The sequence below is a fragment of the Paenibacillus sp. NPDC101420 genome, from assembly GCF_050277435.1.
In the GTDB taxonomy this organism is placed as follows: Bacteria; Bacillota; Bacilli; order Paenibacillales; family Paenibacillaceae; genus Paenibacillus_AQ.
In genome coordinates this window covers 1,965,523-1,980,655 of record NZ_JBNNSE010000001.1, presented here as the reverse complement: position 1 = coordinate 1,980,655, position 15,133 = coordinate 1,965,523, and the positions used below count along the sequence as shown (strand labels likewise).

The following is a 15,133-nucleotide window of genomic DNA, read 5'->3' as shown; positions in this document are numbered from 1 at the left end:
ATGGCGGCAAGGATTGTGCTCGCAGTGCGTGAAAGTCAATATATCGAACCATTACTGCACTATCTTCATCACAGCGAGTACGGAGAAATGCTGCGTATTACGGCTTTTAGCCGAATGGATGCTTTTATCGAATTTATGAGGGGAGAGGACATCCCGGATGCTGTTGTGGGGGACTCTTCTTTTATCGAGGCTTGGCTAGTAGAGGGGAAAAGCACGGTTCCATGGGCAGTTTTGAGTGAGGATGGAGGTTATCTCGGTAAGAGTGTTAAGAGTCTGGGAGGGGGAGTGATGATTGCCAAATATCAGGCGCTTCCTTCCCTCCTTGAAGCATTTCTCCAGTTATGTGAAGTTCAGAGAGGTAGAGGATCTTCTGTGCTAGATGAAACGCTGTTGCTGGGGGTTGTCTCTGCCAGCGGCAACATGGGCAAAACAACGATAGCATTGAATATGGCGAAGCAGCTTGGTGAAATGGGCCTTTCGGTTTTCTATCTGAACCTTGAGAGTATAGACAGCAGTGGGTTGTTTCTCAGAATCCCTGCAGGTTATACGCCTGGACTAGAGCGGCTGCTATATGAAATAAAGGCCAATCGAGACAAGGATGAAGCGGATACGATCGAATTAGGACAATACTTCATTAGATATGATCACCTCCGAACTGCTGCTTTCAGACCAGTTATTAATGTGAAGGAAATGCTGCAGATGACTTTGCAAGATACGCTGGATTTGTTAGAGCGGCTGGTTGCGGAGAGAAACTTTGATGTTGTTATTGTGGACACCGGCAGCATCGAGGAAGAGCGTGCGAAAGCTGTGCTGCAGCGAAGTGGGATTTTACTTTGGGTCCTGAAAAATGATGATGTAAGCATGTATAAGACTATGAGATGGTTGTCGCATTGCACCGCTCCTAACTCTGGCATGCCCCCCTATGTGATGGAGAAGAGTAAATTTGTAGTGAATTTTGCAGTGGATCGTTTGGAAGAGTGGGTGCCTCCTGAAGGAATTATCATTGAAGGCGTATGTCCCTTTATCCCATCATGGACGCTGCAACACCGTGAGGAGCTCTTTTTGAACTCTCCACAATTTCAGCAGGAGATCTTGCAGTTGTGCAAGCGGATTGTAGAGCCAGCGCTCCCATTAGTTTTTACAGGGAAGAATATCCATGAATGAGGAGATGTTCAGGGCGCTGCGTAGTGAGATTCGTGCAGGGCTTGATGTGACTTCTGCAGTAGGAAACCGTGAACTTACTGGGTTTATCGAACGAACGATTCTAGAAAGTGAAAGCCTCCGTTACTTAACAGCACAGGAGAAGCATGAGTTAGTTAAGAGACTATTTGACTCCTTCCGAGGATTGGATGTGCTTCAGCCATTAGTGGATAATCCGGCGATCACGGAGATTATGATCAATAGTCATACTGAGATTTTTATAGAAGAGGAGGGTCAGATTCGTCGTCTTCCTTTGGAATTTGAGTCCAGTAGCAGGCTGGAGGACATTATCCAAACGGTAGTATCCGGTGTTAACAGGGTAGTAAATGACTCCTCTCCTATCGTTGATGCCCGGTTGAAGGATGGATCCCGCGTGAACATTGTACTTCCGCCAGTCTCGCTGAAAGGACCAGCGATGACCATACGTAAATTCCCGGAGAAGCCGATGACGATGAATGAATTGGTGAGCCGTGAAGCTTTAAGCCTGGAAGCAGCAGAGCTACTGCAAATCTTAGTAGCTGCTAAATACAACATTTTTATAAGCGGGGGAACGGGCTCGGGGAAGACCACCTTTCTAAATGCGTTATCTCAGTTTATCCCTTCACAGGAGAGGGTCATCACAATAGAAGATTCTGCTGAGCTACAGATTGTAACGGTGCCAAATCTTGTTTCCCTGGAGACTAGGAACGCGAATACGGAAGGTAGAGGGGAGATTTCTATTCGAGATTTGATTCGTTCTTCGCTGCGGATGAGACCCAATCGAATTGTTGTGGGTGAGGTACGGGGAGCGGAATGCCTCGATATGCTACAGGCGATGAACACTGGACACGATGGTTCGTTATCAACGGGTCACTCTAACAGCGCGCACGATATGGTCAGTCGACTGGAGACGATGGTGTTAAGTGCTGCGGACCTGCCGGTAACGGTTGTTCGTCAGCAAATCTCATCGGCGATTGATATATTCGTACACTTATCCAGACTCCGTGATCGTTCTAGGCGAGTGATGGAGATTAGTGAGGTTGCAGGCCTGAAAGATGGAGAAGTGGTCTTGAACCCTCTATATGAATTTCGAGAGTCCGGTGAACGAGAGGGCCGGGTACAAGGAGGGCTGGTTTCTTGCGCAAACCCGCTTATGCATACAGCAAAGCTTAGAATGGCTGGTGTAACCTCCTATCCGTTATCACAGGCTGGATTCTGAATTCTAAAAGGGGGAAGAGGTAGTGTTTAAGATTAAGTTTGCTGCTGAAAAGCCTAAGAAAACTGATTCCAGAGGCCATTCATTATTGCCGGATTATACGGTATATGAGTTGACCTTGATACAGAAAACTCTGGCTATTGCAGTAGGTGGTTTGCTGCTGTTTGGAGTGGGATATCTTTTTTATCATCATTGGATACTGTCGTTACTACTTATGCCAGGTGGGCTGTATGCACCTCGTATGCTGCGTAATTATTTGCTGAAAAGACGCCGGAGTATGCTTAATTTACAGTTTAAACAGACGTTATTTTCATTGTCTTCCTCACTCTCAGCAGGGCGATCGGTCGAGAATGCTTTCCGGGAAGCGGTCCAAGACTTACGTATGCTGGACCCGGAGGGGGGCGGCGATATGATCTCGGAGCTAAATATTATCTGTACGCGCATGGAATACGGTCAGCCAGTGGAGGAAGCGCTTCGGGATTTCAGTGAAAGAGCAGGAATGGAAGATATTGAGCGGTTCGCTGACGTGTTCACTGTATGTAAACGTACAGGCGGTGATCTGGTAGAAGTAGTGCGCCGTACGTCTACGATTATTGGAGAGAAGCTGGATATTCAGCAAGATATTACTGTAAGCATTTCACAGAAGAAATTCGAAGCGAAAGCGCTGTTAATATCTCCACTAATTATGGTGATCTTTATGAGTTTGACTGCAGGAGACTACATGCAGCCCATGTACACAGGAGCGGGTATAGCCATATCGACGCTTGCATTAGTAGCTTTGTTTTTATGTTATCTCTGGACTACTAAAATAATGGACATTCCGCTGTGAAGGGGAAGAAATCATGCGATGGCTATGTGCAGTAGTCACTATATTTTTACTTGTTGTCTGGGCTCTGTTACGAATTAAATGCGGAAAAAGATATGACGGATTAAGAGAACTTCCTATGGAAGGATTACGACTTCGGAAGCTGGGTGAACCGCTGTTGCTGCTCATTGAGAAAACCGGCATTGTCAGTCGTTTTCCATCGTTGATGTTCAGGATTCAACGTTCCCTGCAGCGAAGTTATGGGATGCGTTACAGTGCAGAACGAACCCTGTTGTTCATGGGTGAGATGCTTAGCTACAGTTGGTTGCTGCTTGTGGGTGGAAGTTTGATCACAGGATTTAGCGGCGATCAGACAGGTCTGATTCTAGGTTTTTTCTTGGCGGTAGCTCTACCAGCTGCTATGGTGAGTGATTTACATAAAAAGGTGAGGGTGAGAGAGCAGAATATTATGCTCGAGCTACCAGAACTTCTGAACAGCATTGTATTGCTGGTAGGAGCAGGTGAGACCGTGCAACGGGCGATTATTCGCTGTGTGGAGAGCCACCGAGGTGATGTTAATCACCCATTGTATAAGGAGCTTAGGATCATGACCAGTGAATGGGAAGGAGGCTATTCATTTCAGCAGGCATTCGAGAATTTTAGCAAGAGATGTGCAGTGCAGGAGGTATCGTTGTTCACGACGACGGTTCTTCTGAATTATCGCAGAGGTGGAGCGGATTTTGTGTTATCGCTACGCGATCTCTCGCGGATGCTGTGGGATAAACGGAAAGCTATCAGCCGAACGCGAGGGGAGCAAGCTTCCTCTAAACTAGTCTTTCCGATGGTAGTTATCTTTTTAATAGTAATTGTACTGGTGGGAACGCCAGCATTCATGATGTTAAAAATGTAGGAGGGTGAAACTAATGATGACGACAATGTTGGGTAGCGTGAAGAATTTTTGGAAGGACGAGGAAGGCCTGGGGACACTGGAAATGATTCTGATTATTGCAGTGCTGATTGCGGTCGTTCTTTTGTTTAAGGACAAAATTCAGGAAGTAGTGGAGGCTTTGATTAAAACTGCAGGAGAAAAGAGCCAGGAAGTATTCGAGTGAAAAAGCTTAAGGACGATCGAGGCAGCTTTACTATTGAAGCTTCAATTCTACTACCAATGGTCATGTGTATTACAATGCTTCTTCTGTTCTTCTGTTTGTATAGCTACCAGAAATCTATGCTCCTGCAAGTGGCCTCAGGGGCTACTGAGCGTGCGGCTTACAATTGGGACAACAGCCACAAAGAGGTTTCTGGCTCCTATGCTGCAGGTGAGTATGACTCCCTTTATTGGAGAATTGGAGACGATGCTTTACTAGCCTCTTTATTCGGCGGAGAAGCTGGAAGTGATGGCGCGACAATAGAGCTACCTGGTGAAGTGTCAGAGGAAAGTGATCTACCAGTGCTTAAACTCAGACATTTGTCCACTATGATTCCGAATAACATGCCGGGAAATTTGAACTACGCATATTCACTTGCAGGACGGAAAGTAAGTGCTGAATTAAATCGTCTACTGCACTTACCTGTACTTGATGAAGTTTTGTCTGATGAGGCAAAGCCAACTGTAAAAACTCAATCTATCATCGCTGAGCCTGTTGAGTTTATCCGTACGGTCGACCTGATGCGTTACTTCGGGGCTAAGTTCAAGGGAGGTTCAGAGGGTACTAGTGGGTCTGGAGTCCACATGGAGAAGAAGGATGCATCCGCGATGATGACCAAGCTTCAGGATAAGTGAATATTTCCTTGCTAATGGATCTTGTATCTATTGAAGGTAGGGATAAGGAGGGAGGTTTTGATGAGGAGCATCTTTACCAGTTGCCTTGTTAGCGGTAAGAGTCGAAAGAAACAGAGGCAGGGTAAAGGCAAAACGGAAGGTTCAGTCTCAATTTTTTTAATTATGGTGCTGGCTTTCGTCTTTTTATTTACCGCTGTGCTGATTGACTATGCGCGGATTGCTGCCTTCAATGTTCAGGAGGAACGTTTAGCGAGGGCTAGCGTTCGCTCTGTAATGTCATCTTACGATGTTGAGCTACGAGAAAAGTATGGTTTATTCGCCTTTGGAGAGAGTGACGGGGATATGCTGCTGTCTCAGGTACTCAATGATAATATGCATAAAAGTGGTAGGAGTGACGCGTTCAATCTTGTACCCTTCGCTTTGGAATCGTCGTCTTTGAAATGGAGCAGACCGCTGGGTAGCTATGATGTTGTGAGTCGACAAATACTGGAGGAAATGAAGTATAAGGCTCCGGTGGATTTCGCTTTGGAATTGGCAGGTAAATTCAAGCCGATGTCAGGAGTAATGGCAGAGGCCTCACGGGCTACTGAACTACTCAGTAAGCTACAGCCGTTATATGACGAGCGAGAAGAGGCTTTGGATCTTATGTTAGAGCAGAGAAGCCTGGCTGCGGAGAGTGGAAGAAGGTTACTTCAATGGATTATGAATCCGCCTGCAGAATCCATTTCTGCCAGTTCACTCGGAAGTATGCAATCGGCGGCGGATATTCCCGCACAGTATAGTGACTATCTTGGGAAATATTACGATGATCTTTATCGTGATAGTAAAAAGCCTGCAAAGTACACTTATCAATTGTCTCTCTACCGGAGTCGAACTACTGAAATGTTATCGCGGCTTCCTGCCTTATTAACAGCTTTTCGTGAAGACCATGAAAGATCAATGGAGGGAGCGAATAAAGCGTTAAAGAAGGCAGAGCAATTGAATGACGAGATGAGAAATATATTGGAACAGTCACGAATGGAGGGGGTGGATCTATCAAATGTTCCTGCTAATGACTGGGATATTCCGGCGAGCTCAGGAGAGATAAGCTCAGACCCGCTTAAAAAGCTGCGTGAGCAGGAAGATGCACTGATTCTCTCCTCAACTGATCTAAGTCAGATGGAGAATAGTATATCTATGCAGAAAAGTTCTTACGAGGCCATTGAACCTATCGTAACAGGAATGTCGGGTGTGCTGTATGAAGCTTTGAGTGAATATGGTGACTCCTATCAAATGATCTCTTCTGTTCTTGAAGCTTCACGCGTAGTGAATAACTATCTACAGAATTACGGTAAGAAGGGAAGTATTATCGTTAGTGATTTGGCTTTAATCGAACAGCACCGTAGCTCGGATAAAGAGCGTAAGCAATTGGAGAGAGAAGCAAAATCGAAGCTGGGTGAAGCGAAAGCGTTACTTGATAAGATTCGAATGATGGGTAACGGAGTGACGGATTCTCTGAAAAGCTATGATACACTTCGTCAATATTACGAGGAGAATATTGCTTTTAATAAGGAATTAGCATCAGATCCACTTGGTAAATCTGAAGTCAGCACTAACCCGTATACTGCTGGGAGTTCGGCGATGGAGGATATGGACGGAATCTATGCAGCGATGGGTGGCATTATGGGAGGGGCTAGAGATAGACTTTTTCAAACGGAGTATTCTGCTCTCTATTTTCAACATTTTGATGTTTCCAAGTTAGCTACTCTAGCACAAGGTTCTGAGGGCACAGCCGAACTTACAGACCAGCTTAATCCTAAAGCGCAAGAGCTGGAATACATTCTTTACGGATTTCATAATCCCGCTGGAAATGTAGCCGCAGCGTATGCTGAAATATTTGCCATGCGGCTGTCTATTCGAACGATGGAAGGTTTTATTGAGAGGGCAAGTTTAGGAAACCCATTGGCTGTTCTGGCCGCAGCACTGTTGTATGGGATCCAGCAAGCTATTCAGGACATGTTGTTACTCTGTGAGAAAGATTCCATACCACTGTCTAAATATTTACCGGCCCAGCTGACTTATCGTGATCATTTGCGTCTGTTCATGATGCTGCATGGAGGCGGGAATGTTCAATTATCTCGGATGCTGGCTCTCATTCGACTGAACACAGGAATAAATCCAGATGAAAGAAGTACGTATGTCTCATCGAATATTAAGCTTGGAATGCGACTATGGTTTCTACCGGGTGTTGTGAAGCTATTGGACTATAGCGCTGGGTATTCTGGAGAAGTGCAAGGCAGTACATATATGAGAGCAGTGCAGGCTGATTTTTCATACTAGCAGGAGGTTGGTAAGGATATGGGGGACGGGTACCGGATTAGGAGGAAGACGCAGGAAGAAGGCAGCATGGTAGTAGAAGCGGCGATGGTACTTCCGATCTTCCTACTGTTTGTTTTGTTCCTAATTTCTATCGTACAGATGACCTTGTATTCAACAGCCTTACAAAGCACAGCATCTGATACTGTGAAATCTATTTCAACGCATATGTACCCGGCAGCTTTGGCTGTGCAGAAATGGGGAGCAACAAGCGAAGCTGGCGCTAATCCAGTGAAGGATGGCACCGACCTATCCGCTGGCAATCAAGCCGAATCGAATTGGACGATTCCTCGCTTGTCACTTACAGATTGGGGCAGTAGTTATGCAATGTCATTACCTAAGCCGCTGAATGAGTGGGTCATGTCAGCTTTAGAGAAGGGCGAGGGACCTCTGCAGAAGCTACAGGCTGAGACCTCAGAAAGTGTACTGGATCTAGCGATAAAACCCCTATTAAAGCCGTATCTGTCATCAGAATTACTGGATTATGATCGAATTCATGTATCCAACATTATCGTGCCTGAGTTAAAGAAGGGTACCCGACCTTACTTTGGATTGGTGGTTAGCTATGAGCTGCCGATGAAGGTTCCCTTTCTAAACCAACGCATTGTACTTGAGGCAAGTGCTGTTGAACGTCTTTGGATCGGGGATACAGGAGAGGGTACAAATAAGGGCAATGACGGCACTGGTCAACCAGAGGATTTTATTAAGATTTTGGAGAAACCGAATCCAGCTGTAGCCAATAAGCAAGGCAAAGTTCGTGCTAAAATTCCGCCGAATGCTTCCGCTAGCTTATCCGTTTTTTATAAAAGCGGGGGAAGCACTGCTAAATATTTAGGCTGGAAACAAGCGGATGCGGACGGATATATCGAGTGGGAGTGGAAAATTGGTGTGAATACCACACCGGGCTCGTGGCCATTTGTAATTCAGCTCGATGACGGTAGATCTATTGAGGTGATGTTCACAGTAGTGAAATGAGTGAAGGGGAAAGGAGTGTAATCCATGGCGGAGTGGGCCTTCTGGGGATGTCTGCCGTTTCTGGCAGCTGCATTTATTACGGATATAAAGTCGATGAGAATACCAAACTGGATCACTGTCTCAGGCTTGCTTGCTGGTCTGCTTGCTCAAGCGCTGATGAACGGCTGGGATGGTCTGCTTAAGGCTGGTGTGGGTGCCGCTGCAGGATTTGCAGTGCTTCTAATTATGCATTTGATAGGGGCGGTTGGTGCAGGGGATGTTAAGCTTTTTGCCGGGATTGGGGCGTGGACAGGAATGCTATTTACATTGCAGGTCGTGATGTACTCCGTACTGTTTGGGGCCTTGATAGGCTGGCTAATTGTCTTAAAGAGACGGGAGACAGGCAGGCGTACGCGCAGGATATTTAACACAATTTCCGGATTCATATTATTGAAGAGTTCATTCCTATTAATAAATAAAGATGATGAGCTGTTGAGATTTCCCTTTATGCTGGCTGTAGTCCCTGGTACCATTTGCGCTTATCTTTATTTTTAAAATAGGAGGTGGTGATGCTTGTTGTACGGATTATCCCGTGACTTTATACAGCAGGACGGTATATATATGATGCTTGGCGAACCAGAAGGAATGCCGGTAGGTAAGCTTAATATGGTTCAAGCTCGTATGCTGATGAACACTGACATTCCTCATCATTTAAGGTTGTTACTTAGGGAAATTGATTTAAAGGTTACGATGGAATATGCTGTTCTGCGTAAAAAAATGCTCAGTCATTTGCTCAAAAGTGAGAAGTTGAGCATGACCTCATTTTTTGGATTACTTCTACAAATTGCGCAAGGGATGGAAGATGGCAGGTTATATATGCTTCGGGCGGATCAGTATGCTTTGCATGAAGATTATATTTTTATTGAAGGATCATTGCAGAGTGGTAAGGTATATCTCACCTATATCCCTGTTCAGGGGAATGAGCCTGTTTCTAGGCTGGGAGAGTCTCTCAAATCGCTGATCATGGTGATGATGGCTTCTATCACAGAGCTTACTGGCAGTGGTGTTCAAAGAGTGCTGCAATACTGTGGGGAAGAAGAATTTACACCAGCGGGCTTAAAGGGTCTTCTCTCAGAGCTGTTGACAGAGGGCGACTCTAGTAGAGGACAATTCAGTAATAACGCAGAAATGGCATACACATCACCTAAGTTGACAGAAGTACGTCCGGCAGAGCCTGAAGGACGAATGCAAGAGAGAGTAAGGGAACTGTTTGTGAATGAGGTACCTGCTCCCCAGAAAAAAATGAGTGAGCGGAACGAGGATAAGGGTCTGCGTACGCAGCAGAATTCAGCTCCGTGGTTAAATAGCTATTCCAGTCCGAATTTTAGGGTGAAAGAAGAGGAAAGGTTTCTTCGGTCTACAGACGATAATAAGTTGACGAATTCACAACCCTCAAGCTCAAGAACCTATATTATTCTAGGTTGCTTATTGGGTGATGCATTATTATGGAAATTCCTATATTTGAATAACCCAAAACCGTTATGGCTAGCCGTTTGTGGGATCGCAACGATTGCCTTGGCTACTTTTAGCTGGATGGTATGGAGCGAAAGAATTAGGTTTGGAAGTGACGAAGAAAAGGAACATACGAGTGAGGATTCTGAAGATACAAACCGGAGTCCGAATCGAAGAGAACTGGAGTGGGATTTCGGTAGGTATCCTGTGACCCCTGTGCGTCCAGCAGCATCGATTCCAAAGGGAGATCAGCATCCATCCGACCCTTTATCTAACATTCCGTCTGTGCGATCTGAATCAAGGAAAGAGGAGGATAGTTTTGTAATACCACCAGGTCCAATAGCCCCAACCGCTTTATTATCACGGGAGGAAACACCTGAGCAAGGCAAACGAAATGAGAAGCTAGCTCGAAATGTTCCTTATCTCAAAAGAAGCGATGAGGAAGAGGCAGAGTCGGAAACCATAGCGTTAAACCGAACTAGCTTTATCATTGGCCGATCGGCAGAAGTAGCTCAGTATGTAGAAAGATCGGAAGGAGCTTCTAGAGTACATGCGGAGATATCTAGGAGCCCTGGCGGATACGTACTAAAGGATCTCGACTCCAGAAATGGAACGCTTTTTCAAGGCGAAGCCATGATCCCTTACAAAGAGTACCCGCTGTCAGAGGGGACCGTATTTAAGATTGTAAAAGGAAGTTACACATTCCACATGGGATGAAGAGTACAAGCAAAGAATGTTAATTCTGCTATTTTTGGCTTTTCAAATCTTCTAAAGCGGTTTGAAGTGTGGGGAAGGTAAAGATAAAGCCATGTTCTAATGCCGCCGATGGAAGAACGCGTTGTCCTTTGAGCAAGATCTCAGACAATTCACCTACTGCTGTTTTTAACAGAATGGCGGGTAGTGGGAACCAATGCGGCCGTTTGTATACTTTGCCGATCGTTCTACCGAACTCTTCGTTCGTGACCGGATGTGGTGCAGTCGCATTAACAGGTCCGGCGATGGTGGGATTCTGAACACAAAAATCGATTAGACGGACGATATCCGTCAGGTGAATCCAGGATACCCACTGGTTTCCCGCGCCGATATTACCACCAAAGCCCAGTAAATAAGGTAGCTTCATTTTTGGGAAAGCACCGCTTTCATTGCCGAGCACAACCCCAGTACGCAACTTGATCATACGGATATTCTTGTATGCTTCATCAGTAGCCTCTTCCCAGGTCTTAACCACTTCTGAAGGGAAGTCCATGACATGGGCTGGTGATGATTCACTAAAGGTATCTTGCAAAGAGGTTCCGTAAATAGCTACAGCGGACGCCTGAATGACTACAGAAGGTTTGTGTTTCAAACGGTCGAGTAGCTTAGCAGCAGCGGAAACGGTTGCAAGACGGGATTGCATGATTGCCTTTTTACCACTTGGACTCCAACGCTGGCTAAGAGAAGCACCAGCAAGATTGACCAAGGCATCCGCATTTTCTATAGGCACTTGATCATTGTTAAGGCTGTCCCATGTGTGGTAACTCAGCTTAGGATGATAAGGTGCAGCCTTAGGTAGATTGCGACCGACGATTGCAACTTCATTGCCTGCTAGTAGCCAGTATTTTGCTAGTTCGCTGCCAATAAAACCGGTGCCGCCACATATTACATATTTCATAAGGTTGGCCTCCGTTCTGAACGCAACATCAGATTATCAATCACTTGAACAAATGCTGGTAAGCAGAGTAGTCGATTTTATTCTTTTCAAGAAAATTGACGAGGAAACGATTGTCACGCCGTGGTGTGGCGACTATGTAACCTTTAATGCAGTGATCACGAGTTACCTCTTTTGCATTACTTTCCACAGCGATCTTACCGATCTCGGCAGCAATGGAATGTTTGGCGATATCGCGAAAAGGGCTAGGCACAGGCTGAACAAGCTGGTCTAAGAAAGCTTTTGATTCATCACTCCAGAGTGAACGACTGCGTTCTACCCAGTAATTTTGCCAGTCCAGCTTTGATTTTCCATCAGCTTTCGGCAACACCTTTAGGAATTTCCGGAACATAAAAAAACCGCCGATACACATGGAACCCAGCAGCATAAATGTCCAGAAAGCGATAGAGTTCATGAACCAATTGCTCGGTGTTGCGGATAATAAACCAAGTCCTGATTGGATAGACATGCATACACCACCTTTTGGCAATGAGTATTCTCACATAATTTAATCTCATATTAAAGTATAGCTTATTTCCAAAGTTTTGCGAAGCAGAACCCAGCATATTGACCTTGTCTAGATTTATTTTTCTGATCACGGTAGAATAGGGGGTAATTCGTGAAGGAAAGAGGGAAGAAGTATGCTGAAAATAGGTTCACACGTGTCTTGCTCGGACAAGGGTCTTTTGACCGCAGCAAATGAAGCAAATGAGTATGGTTCCAGCTCATTTATGATATATACAGGAGCGCCACAGAACACGCGCCGCAAGCCGATTGATGCCATGTATCCGGTTGAAGGAAAGCAAGCAATGAAAGAAAACGGTGTGGAGGAGATTGTCGTCCACGCACCTTACATTATTAATCTCGCTTCCTATAAAGAGAACACGTATCAGTTGGCCGTTGATTTCTTACAAGAGGAAATCCGTCGTACGCATGCGCTTGAGGTCAAGCATATCGTATTACATCCGGGTGCCTTCACTGATAAGGATGCAGAATACGGTATTCAGCGGATTGCAGATGGACTTAATGAGGTTCTTGGGGGAACTAATGAAACTGAAGTTCATATCGCCCTAGAAACTATGGCTGGTAAAGGAACAGAGATCGGGCGCAGCTTCGAGGAGATTGCTTCTATTATTGATAAGGTTGAACATAACGAGCGTTTGTCCGTATGTCTTGATACTTGTCACATTCATGATGCTGGCTATGATATCGTTAATGATTTGGATGGCGTTCTAAACAAGTTTGATGAGATTATCGGCTTGAATCGTCTTGGGGTTATCCATATCAATGACAGCAAAAATCCATGTGGAGCAGGTAAAGACCGTCACACTCCAATTGGCTCGGGTTGGATCGGTTTTGATACGATTAACAAAATCGTCCATCATGAGAAATTGGCAGGTCTGCCATTCATTTTAGAGACGCCGTGGGTTGGTAAAGATGCAAAGAAACAGCGTCCGATGTATGAGGTGGAGATCGCTTTGCTCCGTGGAAACGTAGCGGAACGATTTGGACCGGAGTTTATAGAGGATGTTGAAAAACTGCGTGAGTTTTTTGCTAATAAAGAGATCGATTCCCGTCAATTTGTGCTTAATGTCTGGGAGATGCTGAAGAACGATGCCAAAGCTAAAAAAGCTGATCCACGTGAACCGCTGGAGCGTCTATATGATGAAGTCATCGCTGCCGAGCTGTTCCCGCAATTGAGCGAGGAAGCCATTAATCATCGCTTGATTGCATGGTTAGCAGGCAAGTAAGTGCTCGTTCACGCATAAGTTAGACTTCAGATTGCACATGTAGATGAGGGGATGGGATGAGGATCATGGAATTACACGTAAAAAGAAACAATTCGTCAGGTGTTGAGTCTTATTCCAACCGGGCGCGTATGCTCATTTCTTGTCCTGACGGACCGGGAATCGTGGCGGCTGTATCACACTTTCTGTATCAGCATGGCGCGAATATTGTGCAATCGGATCAGTACACAATGGATCCAGATGGCGGAATGTTCTTCATGAGAGTTGAGTTTGACCTTCCCGAATTAGGAGATCGTCTGGAAGAGATACGTTCTTTGTTCGGTGGGGTGGCTGAACGTTTCAAGATGAACTGGAAAATTTTCAATGTTCGTCATAAGAAAAGATTAGCCATATTTGTCTCTAAAGAAGACCATTGTCTTGTGGAGCTGCTCTGGCAGTGGCAAGCTGGTGATCTAGAAGCCGACATCGCTCTCGTCGTGAGCAACCATTTGGATATGAAATCGTATGTCGAGTCCTTCGGCATTCCTTTTCACCATATTCCAGTTACAGCTGATACTAAGGCTGAGGCGGAAAAACGTCAGCTTGAGGTCATCGGAGACGACATTGATGTTATAATTCTGGCTCGGTATATGCAGATTATCTCACCGTCGTTTATTGAGCACTATCGCCACCAAATTATTAATATTCATCACTCCTTCCTTCCGGCCTTTATTGGCGGTAATCCTTACGCTCAAGCGTACCAACGCGGGGTAAAGATTATCGGAGCAACTGCTCACTATGTTACAGAAGAGCTTGATGGTGGCCCGATTATTGAACAAGATGTGCAGCGGGTAAGTCACGGTGATGATGTCATCGAGCTGAAGCGGATTGGACGCACCATTGAACGGGTTGTTCTGGCTCGTGCAGTGAAGTGGCATATCGAAGACCGTATCCTCGTCCATCAAAATAAGACCGTAGTGTTTAAATAAAAGGTTATTTTCCGGTGAGAGCCTATGGTATGAACCTGAGCGCTTTTACCGGAACTCTATAATCTAATAGCTCTCTAAATCTCTACAGGTAAAAAAGCATTTTACCAGCAGCTTGGCTATTTACGCCAAGTTGCTTTTTGTCGTTTTTCAAAACTGTGTTTTTGAGGAGGTGGAAGGCTTGGCTTTACAGCGTAGGCAACTGTTGAAACGCAATTATTTCTTCGCAAGTCTCATTTTGATTACTGGAGTCGGCGGATTGCTAGGCTATGATCTCTACTTCAAGCCCTACGTACTATCCCGAACTGTGGTCAAAATCAAGGTGGAAGGCGGGGAGCTTCTTCCAAAAAACTATGAGCTGAAAGCAAGTGATTTATATCTGGATTCTGTTCAGACCAAGGATATACCTTCGGGTGTAATTACAGAAATCGCACAAGTGGAGCATAAAATTACGAATGTAAATCTGACCAACGGAAGTATTTTGACGGCATCCTTAGTGGATGTTAGTGATTTAGAACCTCTCAAGGATGAAGGGATTTTCCCTATACCAAAGGAAGCGATCTATGCCATCAATGGTTCACTGCGCAGCCGGGATAAGGTAGATATTTATCTTGTTGATGGAGACCGAGAGAGGCGGAGTGAATCGCTTAGCCCAAACAAGAAGGAAGAGGAGGAACTGATCGTGCAGAGCTCAATTAGTGAACCTGCAAAGGAGGTGTTTATATCTGGAGTCACCGTGAATTATGTGCGAACAGAAGACAATAATGATGTGCTGGATTCAGAAAAGGGAAACAACAATAATCGGTTCACTTCGACTGGCAAGGTGGCGACACCAGAATTGAAGCTGAAGAAAAGTGATGGCGAGCGGCTCGGACAATTTTTGGAGCAGGGAAAAAAGCTGTGGATCGTACGGGTCGAGTAGGAGGGAA

Annotated in this window: 15 protein-coding genes; 13 read left to right on the top strand and 2 right to left on the bottom strand. The window is 45.4% G+C overall.

What is annotated here, in order from left to right:
* The 10 genes from ACQKMP_RS08630 to ACQKMP_RS08585 are packed head-to-tail and all read left to right on the top strand — an operon-like array spanning position 1 to position 10,521.
* Entirely contained in the window at positions 1 to 1,164 is a 1,164-nt protein-coding gene (locus ACQKMP_RS08630; RefSeq protein WP_427469177.1) for a hypothetical protein, read from the top strand.
* Positions 1,157 to 2,398, top strand: a complete 1,242-nt coding sequence (locus ACQKMP_RS08625; protein ID WP_427469176.1) for a CpaF family protein — start codon at positions 1,157 to 1,159, stop codon at positions 2,396 to 2,398. The genes ACQKMP_RS08630 and ACQKMP_RS08625 overlap by 8 nt, the downstream gene beginning before the upstream one ends.
* Positions 2,399 to 2,420: 22 nt before the next feature.
* Positions 2,421 to 3,224 (top strand): type II secretion system F family protein, encoded by an 804-nt coding sequence (locus tag ACQKMP_RS08620; RefSeq protein WP_042185536.1) that lies wholly within the window; start codon positions 2,421 to 2,423, stop codon positions 3,222 to 3,224.
* Between the two features lie 10 nt (positions 3,225 to 3,234).
* On the top strand, positions 3,235 to 4,110 hold the full coding sequence (locus ACQKMP_RS08615) for a type II secretion system F family protein (RefSeq protein WP_042185538.1): 876 nt from the start codon (positions 3,235 to 3,237) through the stop codon (positions 4,108 to 4,110).
* Positions 4,111 to 4,123: 13 nt separating this feature from the next.
* Positions 4,124 to 4,312, top strand: a complete 189-nt coding sequence (locus ACQKMP_RS08610) for a Flp1 family type IVb pilin (RefSeq protein WP_042185540.1) — start codon at positions 4,124 to 4,126, stop codon at positions 4,310 to 4,312.
* Positions 4,309 to 4,983, top strand: a complete 675-nt coding sequence (locus ACQKMP_RS08605) for a TadE family protein (RefSeq protein ID WP_427469175.1) — start codon at positions 4,309 to 4,311, stop codon at positions 4,981 to 4,983. Before ACQKMP_RS08610 ends, ACQKMP_RS08605 begins: the two co-directional genes overlap by 4 nt.
* Positions 4,984 to 5,043: 60 nt before the next feature.
* The gene (locus ACQKMP_RS08600; protein ID WP_042185543.1) at positions 5,044 to 7,302 is read left to right on the top strand and encodes a hypothetical protein; all 2,259 of its coding nucleotides are present in this window, start codon (positions 5,044 to 5,046) and stop codon (positions 7,300 to 7,302) included.
* A gap of 18 nt (positions 7,303 to 7,320) precedes the next feature.
* On the top strand, positions 7,321 to 8,313 hold the full coding sequence (locus ACQKMP_RS08595) for a TadE/TadG family type IV pilus assembly protein (RefSeq protein ID WP_042185545.1): 993 nt from the start codon (positions 7,321 to 7,323) through the stop codon (positions 8,311 to 8,313).
* Positions 8,314 to 8,337: 24 nt separating this feature from the next.
* On the top strand, positions 8,338 to 8,847 hold the full coding sequence (locus ACQKMP_RS08590; RefSeq protein WP_042185547.1) for an A24 family peptidase: 510 nt from the start codon (positions 8,338 to 8,340) through the stop codon (positions 8,845 to 8,847).
* An 18-nt stretch (positions 8,848 to 8,865) separates the two neighbouring features.
* Positions 8,866 to 10,521 (top strand): DUF6382 domain-containing protein, encoded by a 1,656-nt coding sequence (locus tag ACQKMP_RS08585; RefSeq protein ID WP_042185549.1) that lies wholly within the window; start codon positions 8,866 to 8,868, stop codon positions 10,519 to 10,521.
* A 28-nt stretch (positions 10,522 to 10,549) separates the two neighbouring features.
* Here ACQKMP_RS08585 and ACQKMP_RS08580 read toward each other — a convergent pair whose 3' ends face one another.
* Positions 10,550 to 11,455, bottom strand: a complete 906-nt coding sequence (locus tag ACQKMP_RS08580; RefSeq protein ID WP_427469174.1) for a TIGR01777 family oxidoreductase — start codon at positions 11,453 to 11,455, stop codon at positions 10,550 to 10,552.
* A 40-nt stretch (positions 11,456 to 11,495) separates the two neighbouring features.
* Positions 11,496 to 11,960 carry a DUF2621 domain-containing protein gene (locus ACQKMP_RS08575; protein ID WP_042124904.1) on the bottom strand — a complete coding sequence of 155 codons (465 nt, stop codon included), beginning with the start codon at positions 11,958 to 11,960 and terminating at the stop codon, positions 11,496 to 11,498.
* A gap of 172 nt (positions 11,961 to 12,132) precedes the next feature.
* On the opposite strand from ACQKMP_RS08575, the gene ACQKMP_RS08570 reads away from it, so the two are divergent.
* From ACQKMP_RS08570 to ACQKMP_RS08560, 3 genes are all read left to right on the top strand, one after another.
* Positions 12,133 to 13,242, top strand: coding sequence for a deoxyribonuclease IV (locus tag ACQKMP_RS08570; protein WP_042185553.1), 1,110 nt, complete (start codon positions 12,133 to 12,135; stop codon positions 13,240 to 13,242).
* 65 nt (positions 13,243 to 13,307) lie between these two features.
* Positions 13,308 to 14,207, top strand: a complete 900-nt coding sequence (purU, locus tag ACQKMP_RS08565; RefSeq protein WP_042193405.1) for a formyltetrahydrofolate deformylase — start codon at positions 13,308 to 13,310, stop codon at positions 14,205 to 14,207.
* A gap of 178 nt (positions 14,208 to 14,385) precedes the next feature.
* Complete coding sequence (locus ACQKMP_RS08560) at positions 14,386 to 15,126, top strand: SAF domain-containing protein (protein WP_042185555.1); 741 nt, start codon at positions 14,386 to 14,388, stop codon at positions 15,124 to 15,126.
* Positions 15,127 to 15,133: the final 7 nt, after the last annotated feature.

Excerpts from the sequence above, each read along its gene's own strand:
- ACQKMP_RS08630 (WP_427469177.1), top strand. The coding sequence starts at position 1 with ATGGCGGCAAGGATTGTGCTCGCAGTGCGTGAAAGTCAATATATCGAA.
- ACQKMP_RS08625 (WP_427469176.1), top strand. The coding sequence starts at position 1,157 with ATGAATGAGGAGATGTTCAGGGCGCTGCGTAGTGAGATTCGTGCAGGG.
- ACQKMP_RS08610 (WP_042185540.1), top strand. The coding sequence starts at position 4,124 with ATGATGACGACAATGTTGGGTAGCGTGAAGAATTTTTGGAAGGACGAG.
- ACQKMP_RS08600 (WP_042185543.1), top strand. The coding sequence starts at position 5,044 with ATGAGGAGCATCTTTACCAGTTGCCTTGTTAGCGGTAAGAGTCGAAAG.
- ACQKMP_RS08595 (WP_042185545.1), top strand. The coding sequence starts at position 7,321 with ATGGGGGACGGGTACCGGATTAGGAGGAAGACGCAGGAAGAAGGCAGC.
- ACQKMP_RS08590 (WP_042185547.1), top strand. The coding sequence starts at position 8,338 with ATGGCGGAGTGGGCCTTCTGGGGATGTCTGCCGTTTCTGGCAGCTGCA.
- ACQKMP_RS08580 (WP_427469174.1), bottom strand. The coding sequence starts at position 11,455 with ATGAAATATGTAATATGTGGCGGCACCGGTTTTATTGGCAGCGAACTA.
- ACQKMP_RS08575 (WP_042124904.1), bottom strand. The coding sequence starts at position 11,960 with ATGTCTATCCAATCAGGACTTGGTTTATTATCCGCAACACCGAGCAAT.
- ACQKMP_RS08570 (WP_042185553.1), top strand. The coding sequence starts at position 12,133 with ATGCTGAAAATAGGTTCACACGTGTCTTGCTCGGACAAGGGTCTTTTG.
- purU (WP_042193405.1), top strand. The coding sequence starts at position 13,308 with ATGGAATTACACGTAAAAAGAAACAATTCGTCAGGTGTTGAGTCTTAT.